The sequence below is a fragment of the Actinoplanes sp. NPDC051537 genome (assembly GCF_055586105.1).
Genome location: NZ_JBVJIU010000003.1, coordinates 230,648 through 247,984 on the forward strand (window position 1 = coordinate 230,648; position 17,337 = coordinate 247,984).

The 17,337-nt window shown below is 73.1% G+C and carries 16 protein-coding genes and 1 pseudogene; 12 read left to right on the forward strand and 5 right to left on the reverse strand.

Annotated features, from left to right (window positions below; genetic code table 11):
• Positions 1–8: 8 nt before the first annotated feature.
• The 10 genes and pseudogenes from ACZ6TB_RS07970 to ACZ6TB_RS08015 form a co-directional block, all read left to right on the forward strand.
• Positions 9–158, forward strand: a pseudogene (locus ACZ6TB_RS07970) (DUF6760 family protein); the annotation flags it as partial.
• Positions 151–609 carry a phage tail protein gene (locus tag ACZ6TB_RS07975; protein WP_465551870.1) on the forward strand — a complete coding sequence of 153 codons (459 nt, stop codon included), beginning with the start codon at positions 151–153 and terminating at the stop codon, positions 607–609. The pseudogene ACZ6TB_RS07970 and the gene ACZ6TB_RS07975, both read left to right, overlap by 8 nt.
• 67 nt (positions 610–676) lie before the next feature.
• Positions 677–2,878, forward strand: a complete 2,202-nt coding sequence (locus tag ACZ6TB_RS07980) for an eCIS core domain-containing protein (protein ID WP_465551872.1) — start codon at positions 677–679, stop codon at positions 2,876–2,878.
• Positions 2,878–3,558, forward strand: a complete 681-nt coding sequence (locus ACZ6TB_RS07985; protein WP_465551874.1) for a CIS tube protein — start codon at positions 2,878–2,880, stop codon at positions 3,556–3,558. Before ACZ6TB_RS07980 ends, ACZ6TB_RS07985 begins: the two co-directional genes overlap by 1 nt.
• On the forward strand, positions 3,551–5,200 hold the full coding sequence (locus tag ACZ6TB_RS07990) for a VgrG-related protein (RefSeq protein ID WP_465551876.1): 1,650 nt from the start codon (positions 3,551–3,553) through the stop codon (positions 5,198–5,200). The genes ACZ6TB_RS07985 and ACZ6TB_RS07990 overlap by 8 nt, the downstream gene beginning before the upstream one ends.
• Before the next feature lie 14 nt (positions 5,201–5,214).
• A complete protein-coding gene (locus ACZ6TB_RS07995; protein ID WP_465551878.1) occupies positions 5,215–5,604 on the forward strand; it encodes a PAAR domain-containing protein in 390 nt (129 codons plus the stop codon).
• A gap of 11 nt (positions 5,605–5,615) precedes the next feature.
• Complete coding sequence (locus ACZ6TB_RS08000; protein WP_465551880.1) at positions 5,616–6,023, forward strand: GPW/gp25 family protein; 408 nt, start codon at positions 5,616–5,618, stop codon at positions 6,021–6,023.
• Positions 6,020–7,978 carry a putative baseplate assembly protein gene (locus tag ACZ6TB_RS08005; RefSeq protein ID WP_465551882.1) on the forward strand — a complete coding sequence of 653 codons (1,959 nt, stop codon included), beginning with the start codon at positions 6,020–6,022 and terminating at the stop codon, positions 7,976–7,978. The genes ACZ6TB_RS08000 and ACZ6TB_RS08005 overlap by 4 nt, the downstream gene beginning before the upstream one ends.
• Positions 7,975–8,538: a phage tail protein gene (locus tag ACZ6TB_RS08010; RefSeq protein ID WP_465551884.1), complete on the forward strand. Its 564-nt coding sequence runs from the start codon at positions 7,975–7,977 to the stop codon at positions 8,536–8,538. Before ACZ6TB_RS08005 ends, ACZ6TB_RS08010 begins: the two co-directional genes overlap by 4 nt.
• A complete protein-coding gene (locus ACZ6TB_RS08015) occupies positions 8,531–9,046 on the forward strand; it encodes a zinc ribbon domain-containing protein (protein WP_465551886.1) in 516 nt (171 codons plus the stop codon). The genes ACZ6TB_RS08010 and ACZ6TB_RS08015 overlap by 8 nt, the downstream gene beginning before the upstream one ends.
• A 2-nt stretch (positions 9,047–9,048) precedes the next feature.
• Here the strand turns inward: ACZ6TB_RS08015 and ACZ6TB_RS08020 are convergent, their stop codons facing one another.
• From ACZ6TB_RS08020 to ACZ6TB_RS08040, 5 genes are all read right to left on the reverse strand, one after another.
• Positions 9,049–10,086, reverse strand: coding sequence for a BMP family lipoprotein (locus tag ACZ6TB_RS08020; protein ID WP_465551888.1), 1,038 nt, complete (start codon positions 10,084–10,086; stop codon positions 9,049–9,051).
• 8 nt (positions 10,087–10,094) lie between these two features.
• On the reverse strand, positions 10,095–11,699 hold the full coding sequence (locus ACZ6TB_RS08025) for a methyl-accepting chemotaxis protein (RefSeq protein WP_465551890.1): 1,605 nt from the start codon (positions 11,697–11,699) through the stop codon (positions 10,095–10,097).
• A gap of 96 nt (positions 11,700–11,795) precedes the next feature.
• Complete coding sequence (locus ACZ6TB_RS08030) at positions 11,796–12,737, reverse strand: serine hydrolase (RefSeq protein WP_465551892.1); 942 nt, start codon at positions 12,735–12,737, stop codon at positions 11,796–11,798.
• Between the two features lie 31 nt (positions 12,738–12,768).
• On the reverse strand, positions 12,769–13,335 hold the full coding sequence (locus tag ACZ6TB_RS08035; protein ID WP_465551894.1) for a GNAT family N-acetyltransferase: 567 nt from the start codon (positions 13,333–13,335) through the stop codon (positions 12,769–12,771).
• A 6-nt stretch (positions 13,336–13,341) separates the two neighbouring features.
• Complete coding sequence (locus ACZ6TB_RS08040; protein WP_465551896.1) at positions 13,342–14,550, reverse strand: Clp protease N-terminal domain-containing protein; 1,209 nt, start codon at positions 14,548–14,550, stop codon at positions 13,342–13,344.
• Positions 14,551–14,668: 118 nt separating this feature from the next.
• On the opposite strand from ACZ6TB_RS08040, the gene ACZ6TB_RS08045 reads away from it, so the two are divergent.
• Positions 14,669–15,670 carry a phosphatidylinositol-specific phospholipase C gene (locus ACZ6TB_RS08045; protein ID WP_465551898.1) on the forward strand — a complete coding sequence of 334 codons (1,002 nt, stop codon included), beginning with the start codon at positions 14,669–14,671 and terminating at the stop codon, positions 15,668–15,670.
• A 60-nt stretch (positions 15,671–15,730) separates the two neighbouring features.
• A complete protein-coding gene (locus tag ACZ6TB_RS08050; RefSeq protein ID WP_465551900.1) occupies positions 15,731–17,296 on the forward strand; it encodes a GGDEF domain-containing protein in 1,566 nt (521 codons plus the stop codon).
• Positions 17,297–17,337 lie beyond the last annotated feature (41 nt).

Here is a 17,337-nt window from a genome sequence, read left to right on the forward strand (position 1 = left end):
CGCACGACGAGCTCTGGCAGGAGATCGCCTTCCTGGCGTACCACCTGCACTGGGACTTCGACCGGCTGCTCGACCTGGAACACGGTGACCGCATCCGCCTCCTGCGTGAGGTGGGCGGCCTGAACGAACGCGCATGGCAAGGAGTGACGGGTGGCTGAGGCGCACACGATCGACCCGCCTTTCGTCGGCAAGTTCATCTTCAAGATCGGCACGCTGCAGATCGGGGCCTTCACCGAGGTGACCGGCCTGGCGGTGTCGATCGACGTGGAGGAGCTGACCGAGGGCGGGCAGAACGCGTACACGCACAAGCTGCTCGGCCGCATGCGCTGGCCGAACATCGTGCTCAAGCGCGGGCTGACCGACTCGGACGCGTTGTTTACCTGGCTGCTGAAGTTCTCCGGCGCCGGCCTGAACGGCGAAGGCAACAAGGTGGTCCCGGAGACGGGGTCGATCAGCGTGCTCAACGCGGCCGGAAAGCCGTTCCGCACCTGGTCGCTGACGGATGTGAAGCCGGTGAAGTGGTCGGGCCCGCGCCTGGCCGCCTCCTCCCGGGACCTGGCGATCGAGGAACTGGAGGTGTGCCACAGTGGCTTCCAGGCCGCGACGTGAGGGTTTCCGCCGCTTTGTCGCCCGACTGTTGCCCCGGTCTCTGAGGCCGGGGCTCACCGGTTCCACGGTGGGCGCCACGGGCGTCCCGCCGGTGGGCGCGGGCCTGGCCGACGGGCTGCGCGTGCGGGCGCCGTGGTCGCTGATGCGCTGGTACCGCGCGCTCCGCGCCGCGCGCTCGGTGTCGCCCGCCGGCGGCGACGGGCCGACGCCGGGACGCCGCGATGGCCACGGGCCGGGTTCGGTCGGGCGCCAGACGCTCGCGTCGCTGTCGAGCCGTCGCGGCGCGCCCACCGGCCGCCGGGCGGACGGCAGCGGGGCCGGCGGTCGCGGCGCCGACGATGGCGGGCCGGGCAATCGCGGCGCGGCCCGGCCCGGGCCGGGCGGTCGCGGGGCGCACGGCGGGCCGGGTGGTCTCGGCGCGGACGGTCGTGGCGCGGACGGGCGCGGGCCGGGTGGTCGGCTCGCGCTTCTTCCGGGCGGGATTGCGGCGGGCCGCGACCCGGCCGGTGCGATCGGCGGGCGGCCGGGGGAGTTCGGACTCACCGGGCGGTCCCTGATCGGCGGTGCGCGCGGTTCGCTGATCGGCGCGCCCCCGGACGGCCCCGATGTGCGGCCCGGCAACGAGCTCTCGATGGGCCCCGGGCCGGGCGGTCTGCTGGCGGGCTCGGCACGCACCGCATCGGCGCCCGGCGCCGGGTCGCGGATGGCGCCGGGCCGCGGGCCGTCCTCGGCCGTTTCGCCGCCGGGCGGCGGATCGGCGGGGATGACGGACGGCGGGACGTCGCGCGGCGAGACGCGCACAAGCGGAACCTCCCGGATCGAAGCGCTCGGCACCGGAGCGGCCGGCGCCGGCTTGCCCGGAATGGGTGGGATCGGTGCGGGCACGCGGGGCGCCGGGTCGCTGGGTGCGGGCTCACTGGGTGCGGGCTCGCCGGGTGCCGGATCGCTGGGTGCGGGTTCGCCGGGTGCCGGATCGCTCGGCGCGGGCACGCCGAATGCCGGTGGGTCGCTGCCAGGGGCCGGCGCCGACGCGTCACCGCCCGTCGGCGCGGGGCTTGCCGATCAGTTGCGGGTGCGTGGCTGGCACACGGTGACGACCGGCTCGACCGGCCACCCACAGGCACCGAGCGGGCCGATCCCGAGCGGGCACGGCACCTCTCACCGGGCGCACGGCCCGGGCGAGCTCGTGCTGGGCGACCCGGCACGGACCACGCCGGGCGGCCGGCCGGCCCGGGCCGGATCTCCCGGCGACCAGATCGAAGCGCTTCCCGGCGCCGGGCGGCAGCCACTGCTCGCGCGACCCGTCAGCGGGCCGACCGTGAGCGACCCGGACGGGGCCGGCCGGTATCGGGTTCTCGGGTCGGCGTCGCTTCCGCCCGGCAACGTGCCCGACCCGACCGGCGCCGTCACCGTCGAGCCGCAGCGGGCCGCGCCGCCGAGCCCGCGGGAACGGTGGGACGCGGCCATCGCGTCGCGGCCGCTCGAGGCTCCGCGGGCGCTGCCGTCCGCGTTTCACGCGATGGCCTCGGCGATCACCGGGCGGGCGCGGCCGCCGCTGTTCACGACCGGTCCCAACACGCGGCGCGCCCTCGCCGCCGCCGGGGCGCTCGGCGCGACCACCGGGACCGTCGTGCACCTTCCGTCGGCGCCGTCCGGGCCGGCCGTGTCGGCCGTGCTCGCGCACGAGCTGACCCACGCCCGCAGCCCGGTCCGGCGGCCGCGCTTCCTGCTCGACGGCGCCTCCGCGCTGCTCGACGACGACGAACGGCAGGCCCTCGCGGCCGGCAAGAGCATGGGCGCCGGCATCGTCGACTCGCTGCCGGTCGGCGGCGGGGGACTGGGCGGGGTGACCGAGGTCGCCACCCGGGCGGCGCGGCAGGCCGTGATCGAGGCGGCCGGCAGCCCGATGGGCGGCGCGTTCTCCGGTCTGCGGAGCGCGGCCGGCGGCGCGCTCGACGGCCTGCAAGGGGCGGCAAGCGGGGCGATGTCGAGCGCGCAGGGCGCGCTGAGCGGGGCGATGTCGAGCGCGCAGGGTGCGCTGGGCGGCGTGGTGTCCGATGTGGAGAACGCGGCCGGCGGCGCGATGTCGGCGGCGAGCGAGGCGGTGGGCGGCGTGGCCAATGCGGCCCAGGGCGCGGTCCAGGGTGTCGCGGGGGCGGTGTCGGGTGCGGCCAAGGCGCTCGACCCGGATCAGGTGGTGGAGATCGTGGAACGCCGGCTGCTGCGGGAGATCGAGCGGCGCGGCGGCCGATGGGCGGGGGTGTTCTGATGGCGGGTGTGCCGAGCGCGCCGGCGAAGGCCGAGTTGCGGACCGAGAACAACGGAGTGATTCCGTTGCTGTTCAACCCGTCCGAGCTGACGATCACCAAGTCGGCGTCGTGGAACGCGGCCGAGAGCAAGGGCAACAACTCGCCGCTGCTGAAGTTCTCGGCGGGGCAGCCGGGCACGCTCGCGCTGAGCATCACGCTCGACACCACCGACAAGGGGACCAGCGTCACCGCGTACACCGACAAGCTGCTCGCGCTGGTGACCGTCGACCCCAAGCTGCCGGGCTCGGACAAGAGCCGCAACAAGGCGCGGCCGCCGTGGGTGACGTTCCACTGGGGACCGCTCACCTCGTTCAAGGCCGTCGTCGAGCGCCTCACGCTGAAGTTCACCTACTTCGCCGCCAACGGCATGCCGTTGCGGGCCAAGGCCGACCTCTCCCTCAAGCAGTACGAGGACGAGGCCATCAAGCCGCTGCAGAACCCGACCTCGCACACCCCGTCGCTGCAGACCGTGCACCGGCTCGGCCACGGCGAGACCCTCGACCGGCTCGCCGCCCGGCACTACGCCGACGCCACCCGCTGGCGGCTGATCGCCGAGGCCAACAACGTGGTCGACCCGCTTGCGCTCGAGCCGGGCGCGTTGCTGATCATTCCCGAGCTGCCGGTGCGGCGCCGTGGCTGAGGAGAAGCGCCGGCTCGACGGTGTCGTGATCACCGTGGACGGCCGGCCGCTCGCCCCGGAGATCTACCCGCAGGTCGCGCTCGTGCGGGTGGAGGAGTCGGTGCTGCTGCCGGACTACTTCGCCATCCACTTCGACGACGCGCACTTCGAGCTGTTCGACAAGGGCCAGTTCACCATCGGCACCCGCATCGAGATCGCGTTCCGGGCCGAGGGCGACCCGATGGTGGTCACCACCGGCGAGGTCACCGCGATCAGCGTCGAGCCGGGCATCTCCGGCCGGCACGAGCTGATCGTCACCGGCTTCGACCTCACCCACCGGCTGGCCCGGGTGCCGAAGTCGCGCAGCTTCCAGCGGATCACCGACGCCGACATCGCGTCCCGGATCGCCGGCGAGTACGGCCTCGACGCCGAGGTGGACGCGACCGGCGCCACCCACGAGTACGTTCTGCAGGCGGGCGAGACCGACTACGCCTTCCTGCGCCGCCGGGCCGCCCGGATCGGCTTCGACGTCTGGGTCAGCGACAAGAAGTTCTACTTCAAGAAGACCCCGCGCTCGACCGCCACCCCGCCCAAGCTGGTCTACGGCAAGAACCTGTCCCGGTTCAGCACCCGCTTCTCGGCCGCCGAGCGCAGCGACGAGGTGGAGATCCGCGGCTGGGACCAGCTCGGCAAGGAGGCGATCACCGGCCGCTCGGACACCACCGACCCGGGCACCGACGCCCCGGCCGCGCAGGAGATGGCGGACGCGGCCCGCCGCGCGTTCGGCCGGGTCAAGCGCAACGCCGGGCAGTTCCCGGTCACCGACCAGGCCGAGGCCGACGCGCTGGCCGGATCGCTGCTGCTGCGCGTCTCCGGCGAGGAGGTGGTGCTGCGCGGCGAGGCGGCCGGCGACCCGCTGATCGGAGCCGGCGCCAAGGTGCACGTCGAGGGTGTCGGTTCGAGGATGACGGGGGACTACCGGGTCACCGGGGTGGAGCATTCCTACGGTGCTACCCGCCCGTACCTCACCCGTTTCGTCTGTGGTGGAAAGGAACCGGCCGGTCTGGCCGACCTCACCGGCGGGGCGGCGAGCGAGGAACGCCGAGGCTGGTCGGGGCTGGTCGTCGGGATCGTCACCAACAACGACGACCCGGAGAAGCTGGGCCGGGTGCGGGTGAAGTTCCCGACGCTCTCGCAGGACGACGAGAGCGCCTGGGCGCGGATCGCCACGCCGGGCGGCGGCAAGGAGCGCGGCCTGCAATGGATCCCCGAGGTCGACGACGAGGTGCTGGTCGGCTTCGAGCTGGACGACACCACCCGCCCGGTGATCCTCGGTGGCCTGTGGAACCGGCGGGACGCGCCGCCCGATCCCGGCTCGATCGCCGGGGGCGTGGTCAAGAAGCGGATGCTGGTCTCCCGCAAGGACTCCCGGCTGATCCTCGACGACGACAAGCCGCAGATCGAGCTGCTGCTCGGCGGCTCGCCCTGCCTGCTCCGGCTGGAGAAGTCCGAGTCGTCGGTCATCGGCGACCAGAAGCTCGTCCTGACCGCCACCAACATCGAGATCAAGGCGACGTCGAAGCTCGCGCTCTCCGGCGCCCAGGTCGAGATCACCGCGTCCGGCCCGCTCACCGCGTCCGGCAAACCGATCAAGCTGAATTGAGGGGAGGGGCGACCATGCCGCAGCCGGCCGCACGCCAGAACGACCCGGTCACCGGGACCGACATCCACATTCTCATGGTGCCTTCGCCGGGCGGTCCGGTGCCGACTCCCACCCCGTTGCCGTACGCCGGCCAGCTCGCCCTGTCGTTGTCGGCCGATGTGCTGATCAACGGCCGTCCGGCCGCCACCCAGGGCAGCAAATCGCAGCAGACGCCGCACATCCCGCCGTTCCCGTTCCAGCGGCCACCCACCAACCAGGGCACCGTGATCATCGGCTCGCCGACCGTGCTGGTCAACGGCAAGCCACTGGCCCGGATGGGCGACCAGGTCGCGACCTGCAACGACCCGGTCGACGCCCCGACCAGCGTGATCAGCGCCGGGTCGCCCGACGTGCTGGTCGCGTGAGGACGACGGCCATGGCGAGCGACGACTTCATCGGCAACGGCTGGGCGTTCCCGGCCGCGATCAACCGCAACGGCAGCGTCCGCCTGGTGACCGGCACCGAGGAGGTGGACGCGGCGATCCGCATGATCCTGTCCACCGTGCCGGGCGAGCGGGTCATGCGCCCCGACTTCGGCTGCTCGATGTGGGAGCAGCTGTTCGCCCCGCTCACGGCCGGCACCCTGGGCCTGATCGAGCGGGCCGTCCGCGAGGCCCTGGAACGGTGGGAGCCGCGGATCGAGCTCGAGTCGGTCACCTCGATGCCCGAGCAGGAGACGGGGACGGTGCACATCACGGTCGCCTACCGGGTGCGCGCCACCAACGACGTACGCAATCTGGTCTATCCGTTCTACACGATTCCGACCGAGGAGCCGGCGCCATGAGTCTCCCCGCACCCGATCTCGACGATCGCCGGTTCCAGGACATCGTCGACGAGGCGAAACGGCGGATCAACCGGCTCTGCCCCGACTGGACCGACCACAACGTCTCCGACCCCGGCGTCGCGCTCGTCGAGCTGTTCGCCTGGATGACCGAGATGACGCTGTACCGGCTCAACCAGGTCCCCGACCGGCTCTACATCAAGTTCCTCGAGCTGGTCGGCGTCGAGCTGTTCTCGGCCGTGCCCGCCCGCGCCGACCTGCTGTTCCGGCTCACCGCGCCGCGGGACGACGTGGTCCGCGTCCCGGCCGGCACCCAGGTCAGCACCGAGCGCCGCGACGACGAGGCGCCGATCGTCTTCCTGACCGACTCCGAGCTCCAGGTCACCCCGCCGAAGCTGGTCGCCTGCCTCACCCACGCCGGCGACCGGTACGCCGACCACTGGGAGGAGCTGCGCCGCGAGGCCGCGACCGTCCAGCTGTTCCCGACCCTCCAGGTGGACGAGGCCGTCTACTTCGGACTCCAGGACTCGGCCGGCGGCAACCTGCTGCGGCTCGACGTGACGACCGGGCCCGAGGGCGCCGGCGTCGACCCGCGGCGGCCGCCCCGCGTCTGGGAGGCCTGGGACGGGCAGACCTGGAAGGACGTGCGGATCCTCGAGGACACCAGCGCCGGCTTCAACAGCACCGGCGAGGTGACCCTGCTGCTGCCGATGCGGCACGAGGCGCTGGCGATCGGCTCCCGCCGCGCGTACTGGCTGCGCTGCCGGCTGGTGCAGGCGGTCGAGGGCCAGCCCGAGTACACCAACCCGCCGATCCTCGAGCAGCTCTCGGCGGTCGCGCTCGGCGGCGCGGTGCCGGCCCACCACGCCGAGCCGGCCCCGGCCGAGCTGCTCGGCGCCAGCAACGGCCGGCCCGGCCAGGTGTTCCAGGTGCGCCGGGTGCCGGTGCTGCCGCGGCGCTTCGACGAGACCGTCCGCGTCGTGCTGCCCCGCCACGAGCGCATCGGCGAGCCCGAGGAGCAGGAGTGGACCGAGGTCGCCGACCTGGCCGACGCCGAGGACGACGACCAGGTCTACACCTGGTCGGGCGCCACCGGCGAGATCCGGTTCGGGCCGCGCGTGCTCGACCGGGAGGGCCGGGTCTGGCAGCACGGCGCGATCCCGCCGATCGACTCCCAGATCTACGTGACCGGGTACCGCTTCGGCGGCGGCCGGCGCGGCAACGTCCCGTCCGACCGGCTCACCATCCTGCACACCTCGATCCCGTTCGTGGCCGGGGTGACCAACCTCGACCCGTCGACCGGCGGGGTCGACGCCGAGACGGTGGAGAACGCGAAGGTGCGCGGGCCGATGCTGCTGCGCGGCGGCCGGCGCGCGGTGACGGCCGAGGACGTCGAGCGGCTCACCCTGGACGCGGCGCCGAGCGTGGCCCGGGCCCGCTGCCTGCCGCCGGACAACCCGGCCGAGCCGGCCCGGCTGCTGGTGGTGCCCCGGGTCGACGTGGCGCCCGAGAACCTCACGCTGGACGATCTCGCGCTCTCCGAGGAGCTGGAGGAGCAGATCAAGGCCTACCTCGAGCCCCGCCGGCTGCTCACCATGCGCCTGCGCATCGACGCGCCGCGGTACCAGGGGGTCAAGGTGGTCGCCGAGGTGCGGGCGGCCCCGGGCGTACGCACCGAGACCGTGCGCGAACGCGCCGAGCGCGCCCTCTACGAATATCTCAACCCGCTGACCGGCGGGCCGAGCGGGCAGGGCTGGCCGTTCGACACCGATCTGCGGCTGGGTGACGTCTACGGCGTGCTGCACGGCTCGTTCGGCGTGCAGGGCGTCGAGGCGGTGCACTTCTTCTCGGCCGACCTGCGCCGCAAGCGCACGCTCGACCAGGTGGAGCAGCGGTTGCGCCTGCTGCCGGAGGCGCTCTTCATGTCGTACGAGCACCGGGTGGTGGTCCAGCAATGACCGGTCGCGCCGGCTGGCTCGTCGAGCAGCTGCCCCGGGTGATGGGAACCGACCCGGTGCTGCGCGACTTCGTCGCGGCTTTCGAGCAGGTGCACGACACCGTACGCGAACGGATCGACGCCATCGAGCACCAGGTGGACACCGGTCTGGCCAGTCCGGAGATGCTGGCTTACCTGGGCTCCTGGCTCGGCGTGATGCTGGAGCCGACGGACCCCGCCGACTACCGCCGCAGCCTCGTCCGCGAGGTCGGCAAGCTGCTCGGCTGGCGCGGCACCCGCTACGGGGTCGAGGCCCTGCTCCAGGCCGCCACCGGCGCCCGGGTGACGGTCATCGACGCCGGCGGCGTCTACGGCAGCAACGACAAGGTTCCGCCGCCCGACCCGGTTGTGGTAGTCCAGATGGACCACACCGGACACCTCACCGAGCGGCAGGTGATGGCGTTCCTGCAGAGCGAGGTCCCGCTCGGCGCGCGGATCCAGCTGGACGTCCGCTTCCAGCCCCAGCCCGCGCGCGGCCGCGCCCGCCCACCCGGCAGCGTTAACGGAGACGACAATGCCTGAGACGTACGGCTCGGTCCGCCAGATGCCCTGCCCCGACTGCGGCAACCCGGTCCAGCCCGACCGCGACCAGCTGTGCCCGAACTGCGGCTACCCGCTCATGTTCCTGCGCCGCGGCGGCGGCGACAACGACGCGCAGGCCCAGTCGATCCCGCGCAGCCCCAACGCCGGCGACGACGCCACCAACCTGCGCGTGATGCCCCAGCCGGTCCCGCAGCCGCGCACCGACACCCGCCAGTTCCAGGCCGGCAACTACGGCGCCCCGCGCGGCCAGCAGCAGTTGCAGTGCCGCAACTGCGGCTACCCGAACGACATCGCCCGCGTCCGCTGCGAACGCTGCGGCTTCGAGATGCGCCCGGCCCGCCCGTCGCAGCGCCAGCTCGGCCCGGCGATGTACCAGCAGGCGCAGGAGCGCGGCTCCGGCTTCAACTGGCTGCTGCTCCTGCTGATCCTCGCGGTCGTCGCCCTCCTGCTCATCGCCGGCACGCTGATCTGGCTCTACCTGTCCTGATCTCAGCTCGACGGCACGTGCACCGCGCCGCTCAGGATGCGGAACCGCTCCTTCTCGATCGCCGCGACGTACGGCCGGACCTTCGCGTTCGAGGTGGCGTAGCCGACGCCGTCCACCTTGAGGTCGTACCGCTTGGTGCCGCCCACCCGGTCGCCCTTGACGTAGGCCTGGATCTCCTGGAAGACGCCGTTGTCGACGCGCTTGAGCATGGAGGTCAGGATGCGGGGCCGGACCGCGGCGGCGGCGCCGAGGTACTGGTCGGAGTCGACCCCGATGGCCCAGGCGCCGGTGCGCGCGGCCACCGCCTCGAAGACGCCCGAGCCCGACCCGCCGGCCGCCGCGTAGACCACGTCGTCGCCGTCGCTGAGCATCGTGGTGGCGGCCGCCTTGCCCTTGTCCGGGGCGCTGAAGCCGCCGAAGTCCGGCGGCCGGGTCAGGTACTTCACGTCGACCCGGATGCCGGGGTCGACGCTGTGCACGCCGGCGGCGTACCCGGCCCGGAACTTGTGGATCAGCGCCACGTCGACGCCGCCGACGAAGCCCACCCGCCCGGTCTTGGTGGCCCGCGCCGCCGCGACACCGACCAGATACGAGCCCTGCTCCTCGGCGAACAACATGGACACCACGTTGTCCGCCTTGACCGAGTCGTCGTCGATGATCACGAACAGCGTGCCGGGGTTCTCCTTGGCGACGGTGCCGATCGCGCCGGCGTAGAGGAAGCCCACCGCGATGACCGGGTTCGCGCCGGCGGCCACCAGTTTGCGCAGGCTCGCGGCGCGCCCCTGGTCGGTCTCGCCCTCCGCGGTGACCTCGGTCGCCTGGATGAGCAGCTCCTTCTTCGCCCGGTCCAGGCCGGCGCCGGCGGCGTCGTTGAAGCTCTTGTCGCCCCGGCCCGCCGAGTCGTAGGCGATGCCCACGTGGATGGTCTCCCGGCCGAGGGACGCCACGTCCGTCTCGGTCAGGGCGAGCGGCGCGGCCGAGCACGCCGGCACCGCCGCGAGGACGGCGGCCAGCAGCGCGGCCAGGATCGGGGTACGCATCGTCCTCCTCAGTAGCGGAACTGCCCGACGGCGTCGCGCAGGGTGGCGGACATGCCGCTCAGGTCGGCGGCGGCGGCGCGGATCCGGGTGACGTCGTCGGAGGTCGCCGACGCGCTGGACGCCACCGCCCGGATGTTGTCGGCGATGCCGGCCGTTCCCGAGGAGGCGGCGACCGCGCCCCGGCTCATCTCGCCGGTGGTCGCCGTCTGCTCTTCGACCGCGCCCGCGATGCCGGTCTGGTAGGTGGAGATCCGGCCGATCACCGCGCCGATGTGCTCGATCGCGGTCACCGCGGCGTCGGCGTCGCTCTGGATGGCCCGGACGAGCTCGTCGATCCGCTCCGCCGCCTGCGCGCTCTCCTGGGCCAGGTCCTTGACCTCGCCGGCGACCACGGCGAAGCCCTTGCCGGTCTCGCCGGCCCGCGCCGCCTCGATCGTGGCGTTGAGAGCCAGCAGGTTGGTCTGCCCGGCGATCGTCGAGATGAGCCGGACGGCGTCGCCGATCGCCGTCGACGAGGCGCCGAGGCTGGTGACGGTCCGGTTCGTGTCCTCCACCGCGGCGACCGCCTCGGCCGCGACCGCGGCGGCGTCGGTGGCGTTGCGCGCGATCTCGGCGATGGACGCGCCCATCTCGTGCGAGCCCGCGGCCATCGCGTTGACGTTCTGGCTGACCTCGTCGGCGGCGCTGGTGACCAGTCCCGCCTGCGCCGACGTGTCGGCCGCCGCCCGGGCGAAGGCCCCGGACACCGTGTCGAGCTCGGCCGACGTGCGGCCGAGCGCGTCGGCCTGCCGGCCCACGTCGGAGACGATCGCCCGGATCCCGCCCACGGCCTGGCCGAGCGCCGCCGCCATGTCGGCCACCTCGTCGCGGCCGGCGACGGCCGGCGTCACGGTGAGGTCGCCGTCCGCGACCCGGCGCAGCGCGTCCCGGGCGGCGCCGACCGGCCGCACGATGCTGCGGGTGACCAGGACCGCGGAGATCGCGCCGAGCAGGAACGCGAGGGCGGTGGCGATGCCGATCACCCACTGGGCCCGGGTCGCCTCGGTGGCCGAGGCCCGCACCGCCGCGACGCTGCGCCCGTCGACGGACTGGGCCAGCCCCTGCGCCGACACCATGATCCGGTAGTAGCTGTCCCAGCTCTCGTACATGGCGATCTGGTCGGCGTTCCACAGTGCCTGCACGGTCCCCGGCCGGTAGGCGGCCACCAGCCGGTCGTTCACCGTGGCGTAGTTCGCCAGCTCGGCGGTCACCCGCTCGAGCAGCGCCCGCTCGGTGGTGGTGAGGGCGGCGGCGTCGATCTGCCCGAGGAACTGCTGGAACCGCTCGCGCTCCTGCTGCCAGGCCTTGAACGCGACCGACTCACCGCCGAGGGCACGGGCGGCGCCGAGCCGGTAGATGTCGTTGATGTAGCCCGACTGCCAGCCACCGAGCGTGGTGGCGTGCGTCTTGATCTCCTCGGACTGCCGGGTGAGCACCTCGAGACGCCGCACGTCGGCGGCCGAGCTCCGCTGCTGCACGATGGTGGCCAGCCCGATCGCCGCGATGCCCAGCAGCAGCACCAGGACGGCGGCGAAGGCGAGCGACAACCGCGTCCCGATGGTCAGACGCCGCACCAGGGACCCCCTCACGGGCCGGCTCGGGCCACGCGCGCACGTCACCCGATATCTGATCGGCCGCCGGCGGAGGGAGTTGAGGGTTTCCGGGGTGCGTCAGTACTTCAGGTACTGCCGGGTCAGCTTGGCGACCTTCTGCACGAGCGCGACGCCGCTGTCCATCGACTGGTTGTCGTGGGAGAGGACGGCCACCGAGACGTTGACGTCGCCGTCGTCGGAGAGGACGCGGCCGATCGTGTTGATGGCCCACAGGCCGCCGTCGGCCGAGCGGGTGTCCCAGCCGTTCTTGACGGTGGTGGTCTCGCCGGATTTGGCGATCGACGGGATGCCCCAGTCCTGGGCCGGATTGACGGTGCTCATCAGGCCGAAGGCGGTCTTGCGGGAGTCGGGGTCGAGCGGGCCCTTGGTGTCGACCAGCTCGGAGAGCAGCTTGATCTGGTCGTCGGCGGTGGTGCGGGTCAGGCCCCACGAGCTGTTGACGACGGTCTGGCTCAGACCCAGCCGCTTGTTGCACTTGGTGACCCCGCTGCGGGCGCCGACGTGCTGGAAGAGCGACGTCGCGGCGTTGTTGTCGCTCAGCCGGATCATCGGCTTGGCCAGCGTCAGCTCACCCGACGTGGGGTCGTGGCCGGCGTCCTGGTCGTGCAGGAGCATGCAGGCCAGGATCTGCGCCTTGACGATGCTGGCGGTGTCGTACTTCTCGGTGCCGCGGTAGGCGTACGTCTGCCCGGTCTTCTTGTCGAGAACGGCGACCGAGAACTCGGGCGAGCTCGCGTCCAGCTTCTTCAGCGCCGCGTCCAGCTGCTTGACGCGCTTGGCCCGCTCGGCCTTCGCCAGCTCCTCGGCGCTCGGCCCGGTCGGCGCCGGTTTCGTCGCCGGGGTGGTGGCCGAGCTGCTGCCGCCGCCGCCCTGGATGACCGCGCTGGGGGACAGGCCCGAGGTGCCGTCCTTGCCGCCGAGGCCCTTCACGATGAGGCCTCCGCCGCCCAGAACCACCACCGCCGCCACAGCAAATATCGCGATCCGGTTGCGCAACACCCGTGCATACTGCCGTCTTCGGGGCTGGTTATCAAACTACGCCGCGGCGCATCACGACCCGCCTGGCCGACGGGCGGGCGGTCACCTCGAAGCCGCAGGCCGCGAACAGGCCCTCGGTCCCCAGGTAGCGGTCGTCCCGGTGCGGGCCGGGACCGGCCAGCGGAAAGCCCTCGATCGCGGTGGCGCCGTGCTCGCGCGCCATCCCGACGGCCGCCTCGAGCAGGTCCCGGGTCAGGCCGCCGCGCCGCGCGCCCGGCCGCACGAAGAAGCAGGGCACGAACCAGACGTCGTCGTTCTCGGCGTCGTCGTGGCCCTTCATGAGCGGCGAGCGCAGCACCTTGCCGTAGCGGGAACGCGGCCCGGCGGCGCACCAGCCGACCGGTTGCCCGCCGTCGTCGTAGGCGAGGACGCCCGCGGGCTCCGGCGCCTCGGTGACGAAGCGCGCGAAGCGCACCCTGTTCTCCCCGCTCCAGCCGGTGTCCATCTCCTTGCTGGTGAGCAGGAACCACATGCACTGGCAGCCGCGCGTGATCGAGCTGCTCTCGAACAGCGCGGCGACGTCGGGCACCGCCGTCGCATCGACCGGCCGGGTTTCCACGCCCGGTCAGTCCCGAGCCTGCCGGACGGTCTCCGCCTCGACGACACCGCCGCCCGCACGGGAACACGCCTCGTCGAGCAGATCGACCGCCGCCGCCGGGAGCACCCCGTTCGCCAGCTCGGCGGCGGCCCGCAGCGCGGCATCGCTGATCTCGGCGCCGTGATGCTCGGCCAGCCCCGGCCGCAGCGCCTCCAGCATCGCCACCGTCTCCTCGACGGTCGCCGCCGCGACCTCCACCGCCTGGAACAACTCCGAAATCTCGGGAGGAAGCGCGGCGCCGGTGGTGATCATCTGCAGGTCGCCGCGGGCGAGGGCCGACCGCACGAACGCGGCCACGATCGGATCGCCGCCGAACGGCGCGAGATCCGCGGTCACGGCGATGATGTCGCCACGGGCGTGGATCTCGGCGAGCAGCATGGTCACCCGCCGCTCGGTCTCGGCGCGGCCCTCGACCCCGGCCGGGACCAGCGAGAAGTCGACGGCGTAGAGCGTCTTGCCGTGCAGCGGGCGCGGCGCCGTGCCGTCCGCGATCAGCCGGGCCACCGCCGACGCGATCGCCATCCGCCCCGAGCCCGCCGGACCGATGAGCGCCACGTTGCTGCGGCTCTGCCGGCTCAGGATCTGCACGACGCGCGCGATCTCGGCGTCCCGCCCGGCGACCGGGCGCTGGGCGGCGGCGTCGAGGCCGCGGCCGAACCGGTCGAGCGCCGGCACGGCCGGGGCGAACCCGCGCAGCGGCCGGGAGAACGGGAACGACGCGAGGCTCGAGGCGGGGTCGGGCGGGGTGGCGGACAGCGCCGCGATGACGCGGTGGCGGAGCTCGTCGGGATCGGCGCCGAGCTTGCCGACGATCTGGACCGCGGTGCCGTCGGGCTGCCGGAGCAGGCCCAGCAGCAGGTGCTCGGCGTCGATGACGGTGTGGTCGAGCCGCAGCGCCTCGCGCATCGCCTGCTCGATCGACTTCTTGAGGGTGGGGGTGAAGGGGATGTGACCGCTGGCCGGCGCGGTCCCCGCGCCGATCGTCGCCGCGATCTCCTGGCGGGCGGCCTCGGCCGTGATGCCGGCATCGGTGAGAACCCGGGCCGCGACGCCGCCCGAGGCGATCACCCCCAGCAGCAGGTGCTCGGTGCCGATGTAGTCGTGGGCGAGGAGCCGGGCCTCTTCCTGGGACAGGACGACGACGCGCCGGGCGCGGTCGGTGAACTTCTCGAACATCGGCGGCCTCCGCCGCAACATGACGCCGGATAGAACAGCGGGCACATAAGACGGTACGGCAAGGCGTGACCCTTCCGTCGTACCCCATCGATCGATATCTTTCCTTTTCGTGAAGCGAATGAAGTTCATGTCTGCCGCCGGCGCGCTGGCGCTGGCCGCCGCGCTGATCGCGATCCCGGCCGCCGCCGACGCGGCCGACTCCTCCTACCGCACGCTCGGCGGCGCGACCAACCCCGACTGGATGCGCGGGCTCGCCGACGGCCGGAGCCTGGCCGCCCTGTCGATTCCCGGCACCCACGAGACCATGGCGATCCACGGCGGCGCCTGGACCCAGACCCAGGAGGACTTCGGCGACAGCGGCGGGACCCTCGCGGCTCAGCTGAACGCCGGCATCCGCATGGTCGACATCCGGGCCCGGGTGAACGCCGGCAACACCTTCACCATCCACCACGGCGCCACCTACCAGAACGCGAACTTCGACGATGTGCTCGGCCGGCTCCGCGACTTTCTGGCGGCACATCGGGGCGAGACCGTGCTGATGCGTCTCAAGCAGGAATGCACCGGCGAGCTCGGTTCCTGCACCGATGCCGCCGATCAAGCCACATTCCCAGAAATATTCGGTTGGTACGCGGCGCGGTACCCCTCGTTGTTCTGGACCCCAAGCGTGACCGGGGACGCGAGCACGCCCACCCTCGGCGAGGCGCGGGGCAAGGTGGTCCTGGCCGTCATGAACGGCGCGCACGGCGGCCGGTTCGCCGGTCACGGCCTCGCCCAGTTCGCCGGCTGGAACGACGGCAGCTCCACCTACGTGCAGGACAACTACAACGTGCCGAACGTCGGGGCGATCGCCACCAAGCGCGACCAGGTGCGCCGCTTCCTGGACGCGACCAGCGCCGGCGACCCCGCGAAGATCTACGTGAACTTCGCCGGCGGCGCCGGCATCTTCGCCCAGCCGCAGCAGGTGGCCGGCGGTGCGCTCGGCGTCCAGGGCGTCGACCCGTTCCTGCTGATCTATCTGAACGAGGGCCCCGAGGTGCACACGCCGGTGGTCCGCACGGGCGCGCTGATGCTCGACTTCCCCGGCGGCGGCCTCATCAACAAGATCATCGCTGTCAACTGAGAGCGCGTTTTCGCTGCAAGGCCGGCCGCCCGCTGCCGATAGGCGCGTCGGGAGGGGCCGATGAGCGAGATCGCGCAAGAGGCGGCAAGGTGGCTCGAACGGGCACAGAGCGGGCAGGCACGCCCGGCGCTGGAGCACGCCGAGTCCGTCCTCGCCGTGGGCACCGGCGACATCGCCGACGGGCCGGCCTGCATGCATTTCGTGCGGGCCATCGCCCTGGCCAACCTCGGCGACCCCGACGCGCCGCTGCCCGCCTTCGACCTGATGATCCGGGCCGCCGAACGGGAGGGCAGCGCCGGCTGGCGCGCCTGCGCCCTCGCCAGCAAGGCCTCCCACCTGATGCGGATCGGCGACACCGACCACGACCTCGACGACGTGCTGCACGATCTGGTCACCGCCGAGATCCTGGTGGTGGACGAGACCGAGCCGATCGCGGCCGTCAACGCCCGGGTCGCGGTCGCCATCGGCTACTTCGAGCTGCGCCTCTACGAGCTGGTCGGCCCGCAGTACGACGCCGCCCACGACATGAGCCCGCCCGGCAGCGGAAACCGCGCGATGTGGCTGTTCAACCAGGCCGAGCTGCACCTGTTCTGGGCGCTCGAGCTCTATCAGGTCGCTCAGGTCGCGGCCGCGGAGGAACACACGACCGAGGCGGAGAGGTACGCGTTGCAGGCCGCGGCCGAGGCCGACGGACCCGACGCCGATGCCTGGCGCGACCACGCCATGCTCGCCGCGGCGTGCGCGAAGGCCGACCGCTACGACCCGTGGGGCGCCGTCACCGAGATCGAGCGGCTGCTCGTGGTGCTGGCGGAGCGCGGGATGAGCCCGGCCGCGCTCGCGTTCAGCCGCCCGTTCCACGCCGTGGCGCTGCGCCGGTCGGGCCGGTCCGAGGCCGCCCTCGAGGTGATGCGCCGGGCCGTCGCCGACCTGCCCGCCGACGCCGGCTGGCTGATCGTCTCGGCCACCCAGCGCACCCACGCCGTGCTGCTGGCCGCGCACGGCTCGCAGGACGTGGCGGTCGGGCTCGCCTACGGCGACACGCTGGCCGGGGCACTCTGGCGGCAGCGCCTGCGCACGCTCCAGACGGTCGCGGCGATGAAGTCGCTCGAGCTGCTGCGTCTCCAGCACGAGCAGGCGGCCCGCGCCGCCGCGCTGGACGCGCTCACCGGCATCGCCAATCGCGGCGCGTTCGACCGGGCCGTGCGGCAGGCGCAGGCGCGGCCCGCCGACCTGGTCACGGTGCTGCTCATCGACACCGACAAGTTCAAACAGATCAACGACACGCGCGGGCACGCGGCCGGCGACGACGCGCTGCGGGCGATCGCCGGCGCGCTGGGCGACCAGCTGCGTGACGGCGAGCTGCTCGCGCGGCTGGGCGGGGACGAGTTCGCGGCGCTGCTGCCGGGTGTCGGCGCCGGGCCGGCCCGGACGATCGCCGCGCGGATGGTGGAGGCGGTCCGCGACATCCCGGACTGCCCGGCGACGGTGTCGATCGGGGTGGCGGCCGCCTACGCCGCCGACCTTCCGGACGCGCTGCGCCGCGCCGACCAGGCCATGTACCGGGTGAAGCGCCGCGGCGGCGACGGCGTCGAGGACTCGGCGGGGGAGTCCGCGCGCGCGGCGTGATGTGACTCCGGTCACCCGGGATCACGTTCGCCGGCGTCACC

Excerpts from the sequence above, each read along its gene's own strand:
- ACZ6TB_RS07985 (WP_465551874.1), top strand. The coding sequence starts at position 2,878 with ATGGCGGGTGTGCCGAGCGCGCCGGCGAAGGCCGAGTTGCGGACCGAG.
- ACZ6TB_RS07995 (WP_465551878.1), top strand. The coding sequence starts at position 5,215 with ATGCCGCAGCCGGCCGCACGCCAGAACGACCCGGTCACCGGGACCGAC.
- ACZ6TB_RS08000 (WP_465551880.1), top strand. The coding sequence starts at position 5,616 with ATGGCGAGCGACGACTTCATCGGCAACGGCTGGGCGTTCCCGGCCGCG.
- ACZ6TB_RS08005 (WP_465551882.1), top strand. The coding sequence starts at position 6,020 with ATGAGTCTCCCCGCACCCGATCTCGACGATCGCCGGTTCCAGGACATC.
- ACZ6TB_RS08010 (WP_465551884.1), top strand. The coding sequence starts at position 7,975 with ATGACCGGTCGCGCCGGCTGGCTCGTCGAGCAGCTGCCCCGGGTGATG.
- ACZ6TB_RS08015 (WP_465551886.1), top strand. The coding sequence starts at position 8,531 with ATGCCTGAGACGTACGGCTCGGTCCGCCAGATGCCCTGCCCCGACTGC.
- ACZ6TB_RS08020 (WP_465551888.1), bottom strand. The coding sequence starts at position 10,086 with ATGCGTACCCCGATCCTGGCCGCGCTGCTGGCCGCCGTCCTCGCGGCG.
- ACZ6TB_RS08040 (WP_465551896.1), bottom strand. The coding sequence starts at position 14,550 with ATGTTCGAGAAGTTCACCGACCGCGCCCGGCGCGTCGTCGTCCTGTCC.
- ACZ6TB_RS08045 (WP_465551898.1), top strand. The coding sequence starts at position 14,669 with ATGAAGTTCATGTCTGCCGCCGGCGCGCTGGCGCTGGCCGCCGCGCTG.
- ACZ6TB_RS08050 (WP_465551900.1), top strand. The coding sequence starts at position 15,731 with ATGAGCGAGATCGCGCAAGAGGCGGCAAGGTGGCTCGAACGGGCACAG.